The organism is Pseudomonas sp. J380 (assembly GCF_009827115.1).
GTDB classification, from domain to species: Bacteria; Pseudomonadota; Gammaproteobacteria; order Pseudomonadales; family Pseudomonadaceae; genus Aquipseudomonas; species Aquipseudomonas paracarnis.
In genome coordinates this window covers 3,935,521-3,954,475 of record NZ_CP043060.1, presented here as the reverse complement: position 1 = coordinate 3,954,475, position 18,955 = coordinate 3,935,521, and the positions used below count along the sequence as shown (strand labels likewise).

General features: G+C 58.9%; 16 protein-coding genes. 2 read left to right on the top strand and 14 right to left on the bottom strand.

Annotated features, from left to right (window positions below):
- Window positions 1–19: 19 nt before the first annotated feature.
- From FXO12_RS17775 to FXO12_RS17710, 14 genes are all read right to left on the bottom strand, one after another.
- On the bottom strand, window positions 20–1,402 hold the full coding sequence (locus tag FXO12_RS17775; RefSeq protein ID WP_057975170.1) for a pitrilysin family protein: 1,383 nt from the start codon (window positions 1,400–1,402) through the stop codon (window positions 20–22).
- Window positions 1,403–1,460: 58 nt separating this feature from the next.
- On the bottom strand, window positions 1,461–3,119 hold the full coding sequence (locus tag FXO12_RS17770; RefSeq protein WP_003187402.1) for a Na/Pi cotransporter family protein: 1,659 nt from the start codon (window positions 3,117–3,119) through the stop codon (window positions 1,461–1,463).
- 272 nt (window positions 3,120–3,391) lie between these two features.
- Window positions 3,392–4,159, bottom strand: a complete 768-nt coding sequence (locus tag FXO12_RS17765; protein ID WP_003187403.1) for a TerC family protein — start codon at window positions 4,157–4,159, stop codon at window positions 3,392–3,394.
- A 67-nt stretch (window positions 4,160–4,226) separates the two neighbouring features.
- Window positions 4,227–5,534 (bottom strand): CitMHS family transporter, encoded by a 1,308-nt coding sequence (locus tag FXO12_RS17760; RefSeq protein WP_003187405.1) that lies wholly within the window; start codon window positions 5,532–5,534, stop codon window positions 4,227–4,229.
- Window positions 5,535–5,942: 408 nt separating this feature from the next.
- Window positions 5,943–7,904: a DUF4105 domain-containing protein gene (locus FXO12_RS17755; protein ID WP_057975168.1), complete on the bottom strand. Its 1,962-nt coding sequence runs from the start codon at window positions 7,902–7,904 to the stop codon at window positions 5,943–5,945.
- The gene (locus FXO12_RS17750; RefSeq protein WP_003187408.1) at window positions 7,901–8,221 is read right to left on the bottom strand and encodes a DUF2388 domain-containing protein; all 321 of its coding nucleotides are present in this window, start codon (window positions 8,219–8,221) and stop codon (window positions 7,901–7,903) included. Before FXO12_RS17750 ends, FXO12_RS17755 begins: the two co-directional genes overlap by 4 nt.
- A 39-nt stretch (window positions 8,222–8,260) precedes the next feature.
- Window positions 8,261–8,569, bottom strand: coding sequence for a DUF2388 domain-containing protein (locus FXO12_RS17745; protein WP_057975167.1), 309 nt, complete (start codon window positions 8,567–8,569; stop codon window positions 8,261–8,263).
- Between the two features lie 105 nt (window positions 8,570–8,674).
- Complete coding sequence (locus FXO12_RS17740) at window positions 8,675–8,995, bottom strand: DUF2388 domain-containing protein (RefSeq protein WP_034136006.1); 321 nt, start codon at window positions 8,993–8,995, stop codon at window positions 8,675–8,677.
- A 330-nt stretch (window positions 8,996–9,325) separates the two neighbouring features.
- The gene (locus tag FXO12_RS17735; protein ID WP_003187413.1) at window positions 9,326–9,541 is read right to left on the bottom strand and encodes a DUF1127 domain-containing protein; all 216 of its coding nucleotides are present in this window, start codon (window positions 9,539–9,541) and stop codon (window positions 9,326–9,328) included.
- A 318-nt stretch (window positions 9,542–9,859) separates the two neighbouring features.
- Window positions 9,860–11,353 (bottom strand): acetyl-CoA hydrolase/transferase family protein, encoded by a 1,494-nt coding sequence (locus tag FXO12_RS17730; protein WP_003187414.1) that lies wholly within the window; start codon window positions 11,351–11,353, stop codon window positions 9,860–9,862.
- Between the two features lie 229 nt (window positions 11,354–11,582).
- On the bottom strand, window positions 11,583–13,019 hold the full coding sequence (locus FXO12_RS17725; RefSeq protein ID WP_054920888.1) for an NAD(P)(+) transhydrogenase (Re/Si-specific) subunit beta: 1,437 nt from the start codon (window positions 13,017–13,019) through the stop codon (window positions 11,583–11,585).
- Window positions 13,019–13,339, bottom strand: a complete 321-nt coding sequence (locus tag FXO12_RS17720) for an NAD(P) transhydrogenase subunit alpha (RefSeq protein WP_003187417.1) — start codon at window positions 13,337–13,339, stop codon at window positions 13,019–13,021. The genes FXO12_RS17725 and FXO12_RS17720 overlap by 1 nt, the downstream gene beginning before the upstream one ends.
- A 15-nt stretch (window positions 13,340–13,354) precedes the next feature.
- Window positions 13,355–14,476, bottom strand: a complete 1,122-nt coding sequence (locus FXO12_RS17715; RefSeq protein WP_034129252.1) for a Re/Si-specific NAD(P)(+) transhydrogenase subunit alpha — start codon at window positions 14,474–14,476, stop codon at window positions 13,355–13,357.
- A gap of 452 nt (window positions 14,477–14,928) precedes the next feature.
- Window positions 14,929–15,828, bottom strand: coding sequence for a LysR family transcriptional regulator (locus FXO12_RS17710; protein WP_034129262.1), 900 nt, complete (start codon window positions 15,826–15,828; stop codon window positions 14,929–14,931).
- 156 nt (window positions 15,829–15,984) lie between these two features.
- Here FXO12_RS17710 and FXO12_RS17705 point away from each other — a divergent pair, with 156 nt between their 5' ends.
- Window positions 15,985–17,166 carry an acyl-CoA dehydrogenase gene (locus tag FXO12_RS17705; RefSeq protein WP_003187423.1) on the top strand — a complete coding sequence of 394 codons (1,182 nt, stop codon included), beginning with the start codon at window positions 15,985–15,987 and terminating at the stop codon, window positions 17,164–17,166.
- A 13-nt stretch (window positions 17,167–17,179) separates the two neighbouring features.
- Complete coding sequence (locus FXO12_RS17700) at window positions 17,180–18,400, top strand: CaiB/BaiF CoA-transferase family protein (RefSeq protein WP_057975166.1); 1,221 nt, start codon at window positions 17,180–17,182, stop codon at window positions 18,398–18,400.
- Window positions 18,401–18,955: the final 555 nt, after the last annotated feature.

Sequence of the window (18,955 nt, the reverse complement as noted above, 5' to 3'; positions counted from 1 at the left end):
CCCGATATTCTGTGCCTCATTACTCAACAGGTTTGCGATAAAGCCTCAGGCCGATCAAACCAAGGATGATCAGGCCCAGTACGCCCGCACCGATCCAGGTCAAGGCGTCATAACTCAACAGCGGTTTTTCGATGCGCCAGTAGCCCGGCTGCTGGAACGCTTCGCGCATGGCCTGGTTGGTTTGTGCCAGGCTCACGGTCTTGATGCGTTTGACCGGGTCGCTGAAACGTCCATTGGAGTAGTCGCCGGCCGCACTCCAGTAATAGTCGGCCAGTGCGCTGTTGCCTTGCACTGCCCACGCTTGGCGGGCAATGGCGGCTTGTTGCAGGCGTGTGAATACCGTTGGGTCGAGGCCATCCTTGAGCAACTGGGCCTTGAGGTCTTGCAAGACCTGCTCGGCTTCAGGAAGGTTTTCTCGCTCAAGGTCGGCATTCAGGCTGAGGAACCCAACGCCGCCGAGCACTTCGCGTTCCACCCATGGGCCGTAGGACAAACCGTGCTTGAGGCGCAGTTGCCGGTACAGCGCCCAGTCGAGGTAGTCCTTGAGCAGGTTGTAGGTTTCATCGTGCTGGTCGTCCAGCACAGGCTCTGGGAACAGCCAGTGCAGCTTGGCGCCATCGCCCACCCAGCCGCGGATCAGGTCGCGGTGGCTGGCGGCGGTATGCTGGATTTCCGGGAGGGGGCGATGTTCGCTCGGCTCCACTGGGTCGAGTTGACCATAGGTGCGTTCCAGGTAGGCGGGCAGCAGTTTGTCGAGATCGCCGACGACGATCAGGGTCATGTTGTTCGGCGCGTACCATTCTTTGCGCAGCTTCTCCAACTGGTCGCGGGTCAGGTGGCTGACCTCGGCGCGTTCGGCGCACTTGAGGCCCAACTCCACGGCCAGTTGGTTGCTGGCGCTGTGACCGAGGTCCTGGCGATCCAGCAGGCGTTGCAAGTGTGAATAATGGCCACCGTCTTCGCGCTCCACCACTTGCTTGGCGGCATTGATATGGGCGTCGGTCAGTTGCGTGCGCGTGAGGATTGCCAGCAGCAGGTCCAGCACCTTGCGTTGGTTCTGCGCGGGCGCCTCGATCACGAAGGTGGTGTCGGCGTTGCTGGTGTAGGCGTTCCACTCGCCGCCCAGGGCTTGCATGCGGTCTTCGAGGTCGCCTTCGCCGCCGCCGTCGATACCGCTGAACAGCAAGTGCTCGAACAAGTGCGGCAGCTCTTTTTCTTCGCAACCGAAGTCGTCCAGGCCCACACCAACCACCAGGCGAATAGCGACATGCCCACGCTCGGTGCCCGGTTTGAGCAGCAGTTGCAGGCCGTTGGGCAAGGTGTAGCCCTCGACTTGCAGGCGGTCAAAGGCAAAGGCGTGTACCGAGCCCAAGAGCAGGCAGGCGAGTAACAGGCGACGCATAACAAGCTTCCTGGCGAATGAGGTCCACTGTTAACTGACTTCGCTCGCGGGCGTACGTTCAGGGCGAATGGGTAATGTCGGCAATACTTTCAGCCGAGAGCGCGCCAGTGTCGGACGTTTCCAACACTACATAAGCACTGCTGCAAAACAACGAGTTCAAGCGTTTCATGTCGGCAATCAGTTCCAAGTGCAGGGAACTGGTTTCCAGACTCTGCACGATCTTGCGCTGCAGGCGGCTGACATGGGCGTGGGCCAGGCGGCGTTCCTGGGCGCGGAAGCGGCGCTTTTCGCGCAGTAATTGGCGGGCGCTTTCCGGGTCGCCGCTGAGAAACACCGACAGGCCCAGGCGCAGGTTGGCGATCAACTGGCTGTGCAGCCCGCTGAGTTCTTCCAGGCCCACTTCGGAAAATTGCCGGCGCTGCGAGGTCTTCTGTTGCTGGACCTTGCGCAGCATGCGTTCGATCAGGTCACCGGCCAATTTCAAGTTGATCGACAGCTCGATGATTTCGGCCCAGCGGCGGTTGTCCTGTTCACTCAGGTCTTCACGGGGCATTTGCGCCAGGTAGAGTTTGATCGCGCTGTAGAGCGCTTCGACGTCATCGCTCAGGCTGCGCATTTCTTGGGTAACGGCGGTTTGATTGCCGCGCAGCACTTCCTGCATCGAAGTGAGCATATTGTCGATCAAGTCACCCAGGCGCAGGGTTTCGCGGGCGGCGTTCGCCAGGGCCAGGCTTGGGGTATTCAATGAGGCCAGGTCCAGATGGCGTGGCTTGGCCTTGCCATTGGTTTCGGGGCGTTCCGGCAGCAGCCATTCGCACAGGCGTGCCATGGGCCCGATGGTGGGTAACAGGATCAGGCAGCGGCTGACGTTGTAGAGCAGGTGGAAGGTGATGACCATGCCCTGGACGCTGTAGTCCAGGCCGTCCATCCAGCCTACGAGCGGGTCGAGCACCGGAATGATCAGCAACAGACCGATCAATTTGTACAACAGGCTGCCCAGGGCCACTTGACGACCGGCAGTGTTTTGCATGCTGGTGCTGAGAAAAGCCAGTACACCGCTGCCGATGTTGGCGCCGATCACCAAGCCGATGGCCACGTGCAAGCCGATCACGCCGGCACCGGCCAGGGTGGCCGTGAGCAACACCGCAGCAAGGCTGGAGTAGGAAATCATGGCGAACAGCGCGCCGACCAGGGCGTCCAGCAAGATATCGCCGGTCAGCGAAGCGAAGATGACTTTGACGCCCTGGGCATGGGTAATTGGCCCGGCGGCTTCGACGATCAGTTGCAGCGCGAGGATGATCAGGCCCAGGCCGATCCCGACCCGGCCCAACTGCCCTGCCCGCGTCTGCTTGCGCGACAGGAAGAAAATCACCCCGAGGAATATCAGCAGCGGCGACAGCCAGGACAAATCGAACGTCAGCACCCGCGCCATCAAGGCCGTACCGACGTCGGCGCCAAGCATGGTGGCCAAGGCCGGCGTGAGGCTCATCAGCCCCTGGCCGACGAACGAAGTCACCAGCATCGCGGTGGCGTTACTACTTTGCACCATGGCCGTCACCAGGATACCGGCGACAAATGCCAGCCAGCGCTTGGACATGTTCTGCCCGATGACTTGGCGCAAATTGGAACCGTAGACCCGCAGGATGCCGGTTCGGACGATATGCGTGCCCCAGATAAGCAGGGTCACGGCGGAAAGCAGATTGAGCAAGGTCAGCATGCTCGGCCCCCCGTGTGGGTGCGCTCCAGCAGGAGCGAAGGAAAGTTACCGCGTGCCGCTCTACGTCTTGTACCTAAGCTGTAGTTGGCGAATGGGCTCTGCGCCAGCATCGCATAGCTAAACTCGGGATTGAAACAAAACTGTCATGAAGATCGTTCCCCACGCTCGGCGTGGGAACGCATCCTGTGGCGCTCTGCGTCACTTTGCGGACGCGGAGCGTCCGAGAGGGCATTCCCACGCGGAGCGTGGGAACGATCACTCGCGGGTCAAATCTACTGACCCGGAATGTCCTTGCGCAGTTTCACTGGGTCCTGCTGTTTCTTCTTTTTCGCGATGGCGGTACGCATCTTGATATTCACCGCTTCCACCGCCAGCGAGAACGCCATGGCGAAGTAGACGTAGCCTTTTGGCACGTGTACGTCGAAGGATTCAGCGATCAGCACGGTACCCACGACCAGCAGGAACGACAGCGCCAGCATTTTCAGCGACGGGTGCTTGTCGATGAACTCGCTGATAGTGCCGGCAGCCAGCATCATCACCAATACCGCAACGACGATGGCGGCAACCATCACCGGCACGTGGGAAACCATGCCGACGGCGGTAATCACCGAGTCCAGGGAGAACACGATGTCGATGATGGCGATCTGGATAATGGTGTAGATGAACTTGCCACCGGCGCCTTTGGGCTCGTCTTGGGTTTCATCTTCCCCTTCCAGCGCGTGGTACATCTCCTGGGAGCTTTTCCACAGCAGGAACAGGCCACCGAAGAACAGGATCAGGTCACGACCGGAGATGCCCTGGCCAAACACCACGAACAGGTCGGCGGTCAGTTGCATGACCCAGGTGATCGACAGCAGCAACAGGATGCGCGTGACCATGGCCAACGCCAGGCCGAAGATCCGAGTGCGTGCCTGCATATGCTTGGGCATGCGGCTGACCAGGATCGAAATCATGATGATGTTATCGATGCCCAGGACGATCTCAAGGGCCGTCAGGGTGAAGAAGGCAATCCAGATTTCCGGATTGGTCAGCCATTCCATGTGTATTCCTTTGAGCAAGTGTTAACCGCGCAAGCTGTAGCGCCGCGCGGTGAGTGAGTCGGTACGATTATAGAGTGCTGAACAGCGGAAAAATCCCCATCAGCAATGCGGCGAACATTATGCACAGGCACACCAACACTGCCCACTTGAGTGTGAAGCGTTGGTGATCGCCGAATTCGATACCCGCCAGAGCAACCAGCAAGTACGTCGAGGGTACCAGTGGGCTGAGCAAATGCACGGGTTGCCCGACGATCGACGCCCGCGCCATTTCCACCGCGGTGATGCCGTAATGGCTGGCAGCTTCGGCCAGTACCGGCAGTACGCCGTAGTAGAACGCGTCGTTGGACATAAAGAAGGTGAACGGCATGCTTACCAGCGCGGTGATCACCGCCAGGTAAGGGCCCATCGCTTCTGGGATGACCGCCAACAGGCTCTTGGACATGGCGTCAACCATGCCGGTGCCCGATAGGATGCCTGTGAAGATACCGGCGGCGAAGATCAAGCCCACCACCGCCAATACGCTACCGGCGTGAGCCGCGACGCGGTCTTTTTGCTGCTGCAGGCATGGGTAGTTGACGATCATGGCGATACTGAACGCCACCATGAACAGCACCGGCAGCGGCAACAGGCCGGCAATCAGGGTGCACATCAACGCCAGGGTCAGGGCGCCGTTAAACCAGATCAATTTCGGACGGCGGGCGTCGGGGAATTGCGACACGCTGATTTCGCTGTGGTCGATCTCGTCGCCTTGCAGGTGCAATTCACCCAGGCGCGCACGTTCGCGTTTGCCGTACATGTAGGCAATCACCAGGATCGCCACCACACCGGCGGCCATGGCCGGGATCATCGGTACGAAGATGTCCGACGGGTCTACATGCAGCGCACTGGCGGCGCGTGCCGTCGGGCCGCCCCAGGGGGTCATGTTCATGACGCCACCGGCGAGAATGATCAGGCCCGCCATGATCCTTGGGCTCATGCCGATGCGCTGGTACAGCGGCAGCATGGCCGCGACGCAGATCATGTAGGTGGTGGCACCGTCACCGTCCAGGGATACCACCAGGGCCAGTACCGCGGTGCCGACCGACACCTTGAGCGGGTCGCCCTTGACCATCTTGAGGATCTTGCGCACGGCCGGGTCGAACAGGCCGGAGTCGATCATCAAGGCAAAATAGAGAATGGCGAACATCAGCATCACGCCGGTCGGCGCGAGCTTGGTGATGCCTTCGAGCATCATCGGGCCGATCTTCGGTGCGAAACCGCCGAACAGCGCGAACAGGATCGGCACGATGATCAAGGCGATCAGCGCGGACAGGCGCTTGGTCATGATCAGGAACATGAACGTGATGACCATGGCAAAGCCAAGGAAAGTCAGCATAGGAATACTCCAGGCGTAGCGCGGCTAGGGAATGGCGGACCGAGTGGCGGTCAGCGCAGAACGAAAGGCACGAGGCGTACGGGTGGAGTTGGAGCGAACAGGCGGGTACGAGCGGACATCGGGAATCACCATTGTTGTTGTTAACAGCCGGTCTGTTGCCGGCAGTGAGGGCGATCCTAGACGGGGAAGCTTTCAGCCAGCTTTCGCTGAGAAAACAGCTGATGAAGGGCAGGCACTCGTTCTTCAGGTTGACGCAGAACAAAATGTGGCTGGCTTGCTTTTGTAGGAGCGAGCTTGCTCGCGAAAAACGTCAACGTTAACGCGCGCTTCCTATAGAAACGCGGCGCCTGTTAGTTTTTCGCGAGCAAGCTCGCTCCTACAAGGGCAAGCCAGCTTACACAGTGGTGTTCAGGGCAGCTCGAGGCCACCGGCGGCTTTATGCAGCGCTCGTAGGTGTTCACCTACTTGTTTGAGGTTGGCTTCACAGGCGGCAATCTCGGCGGCGCGGGATGGATCGAGCAGCGCCCTCACCTCTTTATCCAGCTCGCCGGTCAACGACTGCAACTGCTTCTGGCGTTCGGCGCTCTCCGATTCCAGGCGTTTGGCTTCTGAGGGTTGCGGCAGGCCATAACCTCCACTGTCCAGCAACTCGGCCGGGCGACTCAGGAAGCCGCTGTTGGCGAGAATTTGCTGCAGCGTGTTGTTGGCTTTCTCCATGCCGCCGTATTTCAGCTCGCGGGCATTGAGATAGCGTTGTTTGACCTCATCCTGGGCGAGCATCAGTTGTTTGCGATAGCTGGCCTGCTCCAGCAGCAACAGCGCGGCGCTGGTACGCAGGTCGGCCTGGCTGAACCATTGGCGACGCGCTTGCGCATCCAGGGACAACCAGTCTTCGACCTGGGTCTGCTTGATCGGCAGTTGCTTGCGCAGCACATCGAACATGGCCTGGTAGCGCTCGCGGAACGAGTCGAAGTGATACCCCAGCCGCAGTGCCTCGCGCTTGTCATTCAATACGCTGGTATCGGCCAGGCCGCGGGCGCTGAGCACTTCCAGCAAGCCGTTGGGGGTGATGTTGTCCAGGCCGGTCAATTGCGGGTTGGCGCTGCCGCTGCGCAACAGTTTCAGGCTTTCGACCGCACAGTTGTTGGAGATAAAGAAGTAGTTACCGTCATAGCTCCAGTGCATCTCAGCCGCATGTTCGACGGTGTCGTTGATTTCCTGGCGGCTGAGCTTCAGCGGCACCGACGCCAGGCCACGCAGTTCGGTCTTGGTGTACTCATCAATGACCTGGGCCAGCGGCAGTACGAACAGCCGCGACGGGTATTTGCCCACCAGGCCATCCCAGCTGGACAGCTGGACGTCACCGACGAAGGCACGGTAAGACAGCACCAGATGCCGGTCCAGATCCAGCCGGCAATCCGGGCCACGCGGGCGGCCTGGAGCGCAAATCACCAGGCGCAACATGCTATGGCCCCAACGGCTCACCAGGTTCTGGTTGGCTTCGGCCAGCAGATAGTCGATTTCATACACGCGCTCCGGATCGATCTGGCCCAGGGGCGTCTTGGCGAAATCGTTGCCCGCGTTCAGGAAGGCATAGGTGCTGGCGCAGGTGTCCTGTACGGGCGGTGCCCAGCCGAAGTGATCCTTGTAATATCGGAACAGCGCGGGGCGGCGACAAGCGTAGCTGGGGTCCAGGAGGAAGTACTCCATGTTGACCGCTACGAATTCCAGTGGGCTGGTGGTTTCGTAGATGTCCGGGCTGCGCACCACCTGATGGTTGTGCTGCTCACGCTCGCCGCGGCGACCGACATATTGTGGCCAGCCGGCGAGGTCCAGCAGGCGCGGGTCGTCACTGAGGGTAAAGCGGCGGTCGTTCTGGCCACGGCACTGGTCGGGCAAGCCGATCAAGCCGGTGATGTTGTTCTGGCGGCTGCAGCGCTGGATCAGCGTGCGCTCGTCCTTGGACCACAGGCGCGCACGGTCATAGATGTGGGTCAGTTCATGCAGCACGGTGGCGAGCATCTCCCGGCGCACGGTACCGTGGGGGCGATTGGTTTTCTGGGTGGCGGCGCTGCCGTCAGTCAGGCTGGCGAGCAGGTTCTGGTTGAGGTCCAGCTCGGACACCAGGGATGCCTGGCCGTAGGCGTTTTCAGGCATCTTGTCGGTCCAGCCGACATCGATACGTCGATCCAGCTGCTCGACAAAGCGCGGTGGCAAGGAACGCAGTGCTTCATCGAGCAATGCCTGGCTGGCCTGCTGTTCGGCTGGGCTCAAGCCTTGGGTCTTGAGCCGCAGTTGCAGGCCGGCCTGGGCTGTACTTGCACACAGCAGCACGGCCCCGGCCAGGAGCCAGGTTTTGAGACGCCTCACAGAGCGAGGATAGCTTCGGCGAGGGTCTGGTCGCTGGCATCACGGGCTTCTGGCACGCGGGTGCGAAGGGTATCGAACGCGGCTTCCAGCTGGGCGCCACGGATCTCGCCATTGGTGGCGACGAAACTGGCGGCGTCATCGTGGGCTTCGCGCACGATCTTGGAGTCGCGGATGGAGGTGGTGGTGTCCGAGGTGAAATCAATGGTGCGCGCCGAGGCGCGCACGACGATGTTGCTGGTGGCCTTCAAGGTTTGCGCCTGGGCGACATCGGCCAAAAACAGCAGGCCGAGGGCGGCGACGATCAGCGGGCTACGCATGGGGTGACTCCAATGACAAAGATAGAAATACAACGATGATTATTGGACGAGAATTGCCTGCGCCAGTTCAAGGTCGCTTGCATGAAGTTTTGGCTGGGCGCGGCGTAGATAGTCCAGCGCGGACTCCAGGCGTGCGCCCCGCCATTGGCCGTCAGTGGCAATGAAAGCGGCAGCATCATCCCGAGCGGCCATGACCAACTTATTGTCGAACGGCGCAGAGGTCACTTTGCTGGTGGCATACACGCTGACAACAGTGCTCTGGGTGGACACATCCAACGCGCAAGCCATGGGTGACCAGCAGGCGCAAAACAGTACAGGAACAATCAATGAACGGTATGAAAAAGCCATGGGACTCGACAACTGAAAGCGAGCGCCAAGGCTAGCGCAACGGCCGGGCGAGAGCCAGCACCGAGCCAGACGGGAGCGGCGGGCGCCCCGTCTGGTTGCCGTGGATCAGATAGCCAGGATGGCCTGTGCCAGCTGTGCATCGGTAGCGGTATTCAATTGCGGCGCTTGTTGGCGGATCTGGGCCAGGGCGCTTTCCAGTTTCACGCCACGGATGGCGCCTTCGCTGGCGACAAAGCTGGCGGCGTCGTCACGGGCTGCTTGTACGACCTTGTTGTCGCGCAGGGATGAAGTGGCATCAGACGTGGCATCGGAGGTTGCCTTCAGAGCGCCGACGATCGAGTCGGTCGTCATGATCAGGCTGCTCGCGTTGGCATTGGCAGCCAGGGTCAGCACAGCGGCAGTGCACAGCAGGCGAAGACGGGACATGGGGTAACTCCTGTAGACGGATAATAAGGTGGCGCGAAACGGCCACAATGAAACGGACTGGGACTGTCGAGCATCAGACGCACGCTCTACAGGGTTCGCCACGTGGTGAGTGGATATTAGGCGTGTGCCGGGCTATTCGGAAGCCTGCAATTAAACTGTACCTGTCATATTTTGCTAATTTTAAACTGTATCTGTAGGTTTGGATTGAGCCATTCCAATGCGCTGTCGCAGATACAACAAAGCCCGCCTCCGGTTACCCGGGGCGGGCTTTGCTTTGACAAATCAGGGTGCTGGCAGTGGACCCGTCAGGTCAGGGCCAGCGGGCGCCACTTAGCGCCAGAACGGCTTGCTCAGCTCTTCGTAGCGTTGAGCTTCGCTGATACCGGCGTCAGCCAGCAGACGCGAATCCAGGCGAGCCAACTGGTGGCGGCTGGAGATGCGGCGCTGCCACAACATCAGGTTGGCGAGAACGCGCAAAGGCAGGGAAGCCTGGGTGTTTACAGCTTTTTCTTCGAAGAACAGTTCGGAACTGAGTGTACGTTCCATGATGACATCCTTCCGCTTGTGGCGGGATTAGGTAGTGGTTTAACTGATGCCAATGATCCTCCTCCGAGGCAAGACTCTCTAGATACAGTTCACCTGTATTGTGAGAGGCCAGTTAACTGTTTAGCGAGGCTGTACGGTACGAAATTGGGGCAACTGTACCTGTGCGCACTTAAAAGGTGCGAAATAGGCATTTTTGAGTTGGTGTGTGGGATATTTCGGTAGGAAATGACCAGTACAGCAGTACAGTTTTTTCCATAAGTGCGGGTGGGTTCACCGAGCTGATGAAACTGTATTTGCATCAGCCCGGATCTGTATTCATCAAGCCTTGAGCATGTGCCCGGTTTCTTCCAGGTTAATGTGCCAACTCAGTGCTTCGCGCAAGATGTGCGGCGTATGCCCACCGATGGCGCAGGCGGCATCGAAGTAAGTGTTGAGGGCATCGCGGTAGGCTGGGTGCACGCAGTTATCGATGATCACCCGAGCGCGCTCCCGTGGCGCCAGGCCCCGCAGATCGGCAAGGCCTACTTCGGTGACGAGAATGTCCACGTCATGTTCGGTGTGGTCCACATGGCTGACCATCGGTACCACGCTGGAAATTGCGCCGCCCTTGGCAATGGACTTGGTGACGAAGATCGCCAGGTGCGCATTGCGGGCGAAATCCCCGGAGCCGCCGATGCCGTTCATCATCCGCGTGCCGCAGACGTGGGTGGAGTTGACGTTGCCGTAGATATCGAACTCCAGCGCGGTATTGATACCGATGATGCCCAGGCGCCGTACCACTTCAGGGTGGTTGGAAATTTCCTGCGGGCGCAGCACCAATTTGTCCTTGTAGTGCTCCAGGTTGCCGAACACATCGGCATTGCGTCGCTCCGACAAGGTAATCGAACTGCCGGAGGCAAAGCTCAGCTTGCCGGCGTCGATCAGGTCGAAGGTCGAATCCTGCAACACTTCCGAGTACATGGTCAGGTCTTCGAACGGCGACTCGATCAATCCGCACATCACCGCGTTGGCAATATTACCGATGCCGGCTTGCAGCGGGCCGAGCTTGTTGGTCATGCGCCCGGCATCGACTTCTTGCTTGAGGAAGTTGATCAGGTGATTGGCGATGCCTTGGGTGTCGCTGTCAGGCGGCGTTACCGTGGAGGCGGAGTCCGCCTGGTTGGTGATGACGATGGCGACGATTTTCTCGGGCGGGATCGGAATCGCGGTGCTGCCGATACGGTCGTCGACTTTCACCAGCGGGATCGGCGTGCGCGTCGGCCGGTAGGTCGGGATGTAGATGTCGTGCAGCCCTTCCAGGTTCGGGTTGTGCGCCAGGTTGATCTCGACGATCACCTGTTTGGCAAAAATCGCGAAGCTGGCCGAGTTGCCTACGGAAGTGGTGGGCACGATATGCCCCTGCTCAGTGATCGCGACGGCTTCGATCACGGCGATGTCTGGCAATTTGAGCTGATTGTTGCGGAGTTGCTCGACGGTTTCCGACAGGTGCTGGTCGATAAACATCACCTCGCCGGCATTGATCGCCTTGCGCAGGGTGCTGTCGACTTGAAAGGGCATGCGTCGTGACAGTACGCCGGCTTCGGTCAACTGCTTGTCCAGGTCATTGCCCAGGCTGGCGCCGGTCATCAGGGTAATTTTGAGCGGCGAAGTCTTGGCGCGTTCGGCCAGGGCGTGGGGGACGGCCTTGGCTTCACCGGCACGGGTGAAGCCGCTCATGCCGACGGTCATGCCGTCCTCGATCAGTGCAGCGGCGTCTGCCGCGCTCATGACCTTGTTCAACAACGAAGGCAAGCGGATACGATCACGGTACATGAATTGTTATCTCTGGCTACGGAAAGCAAGGTGGGCAGTGTAGTGATTTCAAAAAGTTTCGGCCCGCTACCATGGTCGAATGCCAGGTCGCGATTTAGAGCCTTTGGTCGGGTTTCATGTGTGTGCAAAGCGGGACGCGGAACACCCCGTTTCCACGCAGAACGGGGGAACCATAAAAAAACCCCAGCCTACGTGAGGCCAGGGTTTCGGGTATTGCGCTGGCGCAGTGTTACTCGACGGCTTTGACCATGTCTTCGATGACCTTCTTGGCATCACCGAACACCATCATGGTCTTGTCCAGGTAGAACAACTCGTTATCCAGGCCCGCATAGCCGCTGGCCATCGAGCGCTTGTTGACGATGATGGTCTTGGCCTTGAACGCCTCGAGGATCGGCATGCCGGCGATGGGTGAGTTCGGGTCGTTCTTGGCGGCCGGGTTGACCACGTCGTTGGCGCCCAATACCAGCACCACGTCGGCCTGGCCGAACTCGGAGTTGATGTCTTCCATCTCGAACACCTGGTCGTAAGGCACTTCGGCCTCGGCCAGCAATACGTTCATGTGCCCTGGCATACGGCCCGCCACCGGGTGGATCGCGTACTTTACGGTGACGCCGTGGTGGGTCAGCTTCTCGGTCAGCTCCTTGAGCGCGTGTTGTGCCCGCGCGACCGCAAGGCCGTAGCCTGGGACGATAATCACGGTGTCCGCGTTGGTCAGCAGGAAGGTGGCGTCATCAGCGGAGCCGGACTTCACCGGGCGTGCTTCTTTGGAGCCCGTCGCAGCGCCAGCATCCGGCGCATTGCCGAAACCGCCCAACAGCACATTAAAGAAGGAGCGGTTCATCGCTTTGCACATGATGTACGACAGGATCGCGCCGCTGGAGCCCACCAGGGAACCGGCGATGATCAGCATCGAGTTGTTCAGCGAGAAACCGATGCCCGCCGCTGCCCAGCCGGAGTAGCTGTTGAGCATCGACACCACCACGGGCATGTCGGCGCCGCCAATCGGGATGATGATCAGCACACCCAGCACGAAGGCCAAGGCCAGCATCAGCGCGAACGCAGTGAGGTTGCCGGTGAACATGAACGCCAGGCCCAGGCCCAGGGTTGCGAGGCCGAGCACCAGGTTCAGTTTGTGTTGGCCGCCGAACTGTACCGGTGCGCCCTGGAACAGGCGGAACTTGTACTTGCCCGACAGCTTGCCGAATGCGATCACCGAGCCGGAGAAGGTGATTGCACCGATAGCGGCACCGAGGAACAGTTCCAGGCGGTTACCGGCCGGTATCGAATCGCCCAAGTGCTTGACGATGCCCAGGGACTGCGGCTCGACCACGGCGGCAATGGCGATGAACACCGCTGCCAGGCCGATCATGCTGTGCATGAACGCGACCAGCTCGGGCATCTTGGTCATTTCAACACGCTTGGCCATGATCGAGCCGGCGGTACCGCCAACCAATAGGCCAACTATGACGTAGCCGATACCGGCAGTCGCCAGTTCAGCCCCCAGCTTATAGATGAGGCCGACGGTAGTGAGTACCGCCAGCGCCATGCCGAGCATGCCGAACAGGTTGCCGCGCCGCGAAGTGGTCGGGTGCGAGAGGCCTTTGAGGGCCTGGATGAAACAGATCGACGCGATCAGGTAGAGCGTCGTCACGAGGTTCATGCTCATTACTTGGGCGCCTCTTCTTTTACTTTTGGGGCTTTCTTCTTGAACATTTCAAGCATTCTGCGGGTGACCAGAAAGCCACCGAAAACATTCACCGCCGCCAAGGCCACGGCCAGTGTGCCCATAGTCTTGCCCAACGGGGTGACGGTCAGCGCGGCAGCCAGCATGGCGCCGACGATGACAATCGCGGAAATGGCGTTGGTCACGGCCATCAGCGGCGTGTGCAATGCGGGTGTTACGTTCCAGACCACGTGATAACCGACATAAATCGCCAGCACAAAGATGATCAGGTTGTAGATACCGGGGGAGATAAGCTCTTCCATCGTCTGAATCCCTGCTTAGGCGTTTTTGCGGATGACTTGGCCGTCGCGGCACATCAGGCACGCGGCGACGATGTCGTCTTCGAGGTTGATTTCAAACTGCCCTTCCTTGGTGAAGACCAGCTTCAGGAAGTCCAGCAGGTTGCGCGCATACAAGGCCGACGCATCGGCGGCGACAGCGCCCGCCAGGTTGGTCGGGCCGCAGATGATCACGCCGTTTTCCACCACGACCTGGTCGGCCACCGTCAGCGGGCAGTTGCCACCTTGGGCTGCAGCGAGGTCGATGACCACCGAGCCGGGTTTCATCTGCGCCACGGTATCGGCGCTGAGCAGGGTCGGCGCCTTGCGGCCCGGGATGAGGGCGGTGGTGATGACGATATCGGCCTGTTTGGCGCGTTCGTGCACGGCCAGGGCCTGGCGCTGCATCCAACTGGTGGGCATCGGGCGTGCGTAGCCCCCGACACCGACGGCGCATTCACGCTCTTCATCGGTTTCGTAGGGAACGTCGACAAACTTGGCGCCCAGGGATTCGATCTGCTCCTTAACCGCCGGGCGTACGTCGGACGCTTCGATCACCGCGCCCAGGCGCTTGGCCGTGGCGATGGCTTGCAGGCCCGCCACACCGGCGCCAAGGATCAGTACGCGTGCGGCTTTTACAGTGCCGGCAGCAGTCATCAGCATCGGCATGAAGCGCGGGTAGTGATGAGCGGCCAGCAACACGGCCTTGTAACCGGCGATGTTGGCTTGCGAAGACAGCACATCAAGGCTTTGAGCGCGTGACGTGCGCGGCGCGGCTTCCAGGGCGAAGGCGGTGATGCCGCGCTCGGCGAGCTTGGCGATGGTTTCGTTGCTGAACGGATTGAGCATGCCCACCAATACGGTGCCACTTTTGATCAGCGCAAGTTCGCTGTCGCTGGGGGCAACCACTTTGAGAATCAGCTCGGCGCCAAATGCGTCGTTGGCGCTGCCAATGGTAGCGCCTGCCGTTTCATAGGCACTGTCGACGATGCTGGCATTGATGCCTGCGCCGCTTTGTACAGTGACCTTATGGCCCTGGCCGATCAGCTTCTTGATGGTTTCCGGGGTGGCAGCCACCCGCGTTTCACCGGTCTGGGTTTCGAGAGGAACACCAATGTGCACGTCAAATCTCCTGCATGATCTTTTTGCTTTTGATCTTTTTGTAAAAAGGCCAGTGCACCGCGAGTGGCGCAACTGGGGCGGCCGATCAGCACGATCCCGCTGAAATGACAGCGGGGCGCGGCATTTTGCAGGCGAACTTTACGGCCATCAAGGGATTATGACGGGTGACGAAAAATTAACTACAAGTCACCCTGTGACTGATTGTCGCAACAGGCTGAAATAACCTCTTTAAATACAGGTCTTTAAAGGCGTTCAGGCGTTTTCGGTGCGTTTTTCCATTGCCAGTGTGAATAGTCGTGCATTGACCGGTAAGAGTCGCTACGAGCCATGAAATACATGGCTTTTAGCCTTATTTTTGGCTGACAAGTACAGTCTGTTTAAATGCGACATATACGTACATCTGTAGGCTCTTAATTTATTTGACTACAAAGTCAGTAATTGCGCTTTGTCCTTCATTTACTTGGGTTGTAGCGTCTTGACTGGTCGACCAGCCAGTCCCTGAATGCATGCAGAGAGGCCGATTCGACCTTTCTGTCAGGAATCATCAGGTAATAAGCCTTTTCGCTGGTCAGTGCTTCAGTGCTGGCGATTACCAATTGTTGCTCCTTCAGCTCCTGCTGGATGAGGAAAGGAGGGATCAGTGCGATGCCCATGTCATGTATGGCCGCTTGAGACAGCATCGAGAATAGCTCGTATCGAGGGCCTGTCATGTCGCGAGGGATGCTCAGTTGTTGGGCGTTGAACCATTGGCGCCAGGCGTAGGGGCGTGTGGTCTGCTGCAGCAGTGGCAGCTCGGCGATCTGTTGAGGGGTGAAGTGCGTGCGGTCGCCGAGTAAGCGCGGGCTGCAGACCGGTACTGGGTTTTCGCCCATCAGCCTGTGGGATTGCGTACCCGACCAATCGGCATCTCCGAAGTAGATCGCCGCATCGAACTCGGTATCGGCGAACAGGAAGGGGCGTGTGCGGTTCGTCAGGTTCACCGTGACTTCCGGGTGCTGATGTTGAAAGTCCTTCAGGCGTGGGATCAGCCACTGCGTGCCGAAGGTGGGCACCACCGCCAGTTCGATCACATTGGCGCCTTGCTGGCCCATTACCGACAAGGTGTCGCGCTCCACGGCGTCCAGCTGTGTTGCAACCCTACGGCTATAAGACAGCCCCGCCTCCGTCAGCTTCACGCCGCGGCGTGAGCGGCGAAACAGCTCGACACTCAAAAACTCCTCCAGGCTGGCGATCTGTCGGCAAATCGCGCCTTGGGTGATGGAAAGCTCCATTGCTGCCTTGGTGAAGCTCTCATGGCGGGCTGCTGCCTCAAAGCTGATGAGTGCGGTGGTACTGGGGATTTTCCGGCGCATGTACATTGCCCTCACAGATAAAGCGCATTTATGGGCTTTTTGAGTGTTACGAAGTGAGAAATTAGCACAAGCCTATGCAAAAACCTCGTTTGCCCTCTGCGCAGACCGCGCCTAGTCTGGATCCACGACTTCTGATTTTTTCGCGAGGACTTATTCATGGCTGGCAAGGCAAGCTTCAACTGGATCGATCCACTGCTGCTGGATCAACAGCTCACCGAAGAAGAGCGCATGGTGCGTGACAGCGCCGAGCAATTTGCGCAGGACAAGCTGGCTCCTCGTGTGCTCGAAGCCTTCCGCCATGAAAAGACAGACCCCGCTATTTTCCGTGAGATGGGCGAAACCGGTTTGCTGGGGGCAATGATCCCCGAGCAATACGGCGGCAGCGGGTTGAACTACGTCAGCTACGGTTTGATTGCTCGTGAGGTGGAGCGTGTCGACTCCGGCTATCGCTCGATGATGAGTGTGCAGTCTTCCCTGGTCATGGTGCCGATCAATGAGTTTGGTACCGAGGCGCAAAAACAGAAGTATTTGCCCAAACTGGCCTCTGGTGAATGGATCGGTTGCTTTGGGCTGACCGAGCCCAACCATGGTTCCGATCCGGGCGCGATGATTACCCGTGCACGCAAAGTGGATGGCGGCTACAGCCTGACCGGCGCGAAGATGTGGATCACCAACAGTCCGATTGCGGATGTGTTTGTGGTGTGGGGTAAAGACGATGCGGGAGATATCCGTGGCTTTGTCCTGGAAAAAGGCTGGAAAGGTCTGAGCGCTCCGGCTATCCACGGCAAGGTGGGGTTGCGGGCTTCCATTACCGGTGAGATCGTCATGGATAACGTATTTGTGCCGGAAGAAAATATCTTCCCGGATGTACGTGGTTTGAAAGGGCCGTTTACCTGCCTTAACTCGGCACGGTACGGGATCTCCTGGGGTGCGCTGGGGGCTGCTGAGTTCTGCTGGCATACCGCGCGCCAGTACACACTCGATCGCCAGCAGTTTGGTCGCCCATTGGCTGCCACTCAGCTGATCCAGAAGAAGCTGGCAGACATGCAGACCGAGATTACCTTGGCCCTGCAAGGTTGCCTGCGCCTGGGGCGGATGAAGGATGAGGGTACGGCGGCGGTGGAGATCACTTCGATCATGAAGCGTAACTCGTGTGGCAAGTCATTGGACATCGCACGCATGGCCCGGGACATGCTGGGCGGTAACGGCATCTCTGACGAGTTCGGGGTGGCACGCCACCTGGTCAACCTGGAAGTGGTCAACACCTATGAAGGGACCCATGACGTGCATGCCTTGATCCTGGGGCGCGCGCAAACCGGTCTTCAAGCGTTCTATTAATAGGAGCATGGGCATGGGCGCGCTTTCGCATCTGCGAGTGCTGGATTTGTCGAGAGTACTCGCGGGCCCTTGGTCCGGGCAGATTCTTGCAGACCTTGGGGCCGAGGTGATCAAAGTCGAAAGGCCGGGCAGCGGCGATGACACGCGCGCTTGGGGCCCTCCCTTCCTTAAGGATGCGGATGGCGAGAACACCAGTGAGGCGGCGTACTACCTGTCGGCCAACCGTAATAAAGAGTCGGTGACCATCGACTTTACGCGACCTGAAGGCCAGAAACTGGTACGCGACCTGGCTGCCAAGTCGGACATCCTGATCGAAAACTTCAAGGTGGGTGGCCTTGCGGCGTATGGGCTGGACTACGAGTCCCTCAAAGAGGTTAACCCGGAGCTGATTTACTGCTCCATCACGGGGTTTGGCCAGACGGGCCCCTATGCGATGCGCGCCGGTTACGACTTCATGATCCAGGGTTTGGGTGGGCTCATGAGCCTGACGGGGCGGTCTGAAGGGGATGAAGGCGCCGGGCCGGTAAAGGTTGGCGTAGCCTTGACCGATATCTTGACCGGGCTCTATTCGACCGTGGCGATTTTGGCTGCGCTAGCTCATCGCGATCACGATGGTGGTGGGCAGCATATCGACATGGCGTTGCTGGATGTGCAGGTGGCTTGCCTGGCGAATCAGGCGATGAATTACCTGACCACCGGGACGCCGCCCAAGCGCCTGGGCAACGCTCACCCTAATATTGTGCCCTATCAGGATTTCCCCACTGCCGATGGAGATTTCATTCTCACCGTAGGCAATGACGGGCAGTTCCGTAAATTCGCTGAAGTCGCTGGGCAACCACAATGGGCGGATGACGTGCGTTTCGCCACCAATCGCGCACGGGTGGCTAATCGCGCGGAGCTGATTCCCTTGATTCGCCAGGCGACGGTCTTCAAGACTACCGCTGAGTGGGTGTCGCAGCTGGAGCGAGTGGGCGTGCCGTGTGGGCCGATTAATGATCTGGCGCAGGTGTTTTCCGATCCTCAGGTCAAGGCGCGTGGCTTGGCGGTGGAGTTGCCTCATGCATTGGCGGGGATGGTGCCTCAGGTTGCGAGCCCGATACGCTTATCCAAGACGCCTGTAGAGTACCGGAGTGCGCCTCCTCTACTGGGCGAGCACACGCTTCAGGTGCTGCAAGGCGTTCTGGGGCTGGGAGCTGCTCATGTGGCTGCATTGAAGGAAGCAGGTGTTATTTAAGCTTTTCCTTCTATATAGATAGAAGTCCAGTGGAGAGCTGGTTGTTTTTTAGCCGAAGCTAACTTATTGATAGAAAAGCAGAATTAAGAGTTGACGGCGAATTATATCTGTCTATAATTCGCCCCACTTCCGGCGCAGTCGAAACGGAAAACTCCTTGGTAAACAATGAGTTACGCAGTTTTCGGCAGCAAGTTGCTTCAGTTCATCGAAGCCAAAAGGAAGTTGAAAAAGAGGTGTTGACAGCAGCGTGTAACGCTGTAGAATTCGCCTCCCGCTTACGAGAGATCGCAAGCGCAAGTGGTTGAAGTTGTTGAAGAAATCTTCGAAAACTTCTGAAAATAACCACTTGACAGCAAATGAGGCTGCTGTAGAATGCGCGCCTCGGTTGAGACGAAAGATCTTAACCAACCGCTCTTTAACAACTGAATCAAGCAATTCGTGTGGGTGCTTGTGGAGTCAGACTGATAGTCAACAAGATTATCAGCATCACAAGTTACTCCGCGAGAAATCAAAGATGTAACCAACGATTGCTGAGCCAAGTTTAGGGTTTCTTAA

Coding starts and splice junctions, on each gene's coding strand:
- FXO12_RS17775 (WP_057975170.1), bottom strand. CDS start 1,402: ATGCGTCGCCTGTTACTCGCCTGCCTGCTCTTGGGCTCGGTACACGCC.
- FXO12_RS17770 (WP_003187402.1), bottom strand. CDS start 3,119: ATGCTGACCTTGCTCAATCTGCTTTCCGCCGTGACCCTGCTTATCTGG.
- FXO12_RS17765 (WP_003187403.1), bottom strand. CDS start 4,159: ATGGAATGGCTGACCAATCCGGAAATCTGGATTGCCTTCTTCACCCTG.
- FXO12_RS17760 (WP_003187405.1), bottom strand. CDS start 5,534: ATGCTGACTTTCCTTGGCTTTGCCATGGTCATCACGTTCATGTTCCTG.
- FXO12_RS17750 (WP_003187408.1), bottom strand. CDS start 8,221: ATGCGTAGCCCGCTGATCGTCGCCGCCCTCGGCCTGCTGTTTTTGGCC.
- FXO12_RS17745 (WP_057975167.1), bottom strand. CDS start 8,569: ATGGCTTTTTCATACCGTTCATTGATTGTTCCTGTACTGTTTTGCGCC.
- FXO12_RS17740 (WP_034136006.1), bottom strand. CDS start 8,995: ATGTCCCGTCTTCGCCTGCTGTGCACTGCCGCTGTGCTGACCCTGGCT.
- FXO12_RS17735 (WP_003187413.1), bottom strand. CDS start 9,541: ATGGAACGTACACTCAGTTCCGAACTGTTCTTCGAAGAAAAAGCTGTA.
- FXO12_RS17730 (WP_003187414.1), bottom strand. CDS start 11,353: ATGTACCGTGATCGTATCCGCTTGCCTTCGTTGTTGAACAAGGTCATG.
- FXO12_RS17725 (WP_054920888.1), bottom strand. CDS start 13,019: ATGAGCATGAACCTCGTGACGACGCTCTACCTGATCGCGTCGATCTGT.
- FXO12_RS17720 (WP_003187417.1), bottom strand. CDS start 13,339: ATGGAAGAGCTTATCTCCCCCGGTATCTACAACCTGATCATCTTTGTG.
- FXO12_RS17710 (WP_034129262.1), bottom strand. CDS start 15,828: ATGCGCCGGAAAATCCCCAGTACCACCGCACTCATCAGCTTTGAGGCA.
- FXO12_RS17705 (WP_003187423.1), top strand. CDS start 15,985: ATGGCTGGCAAGGCAAGCTTCAACTGGATCGATCCACTGCTGCTGGAT.
- FXO12_RS17700 (WP_057975166.1), top strand. CDS start 17,180: ATGGGCGCGCTTTCGCATCTGCGAGTGCTGGATTTGTCGAGAGTACTC.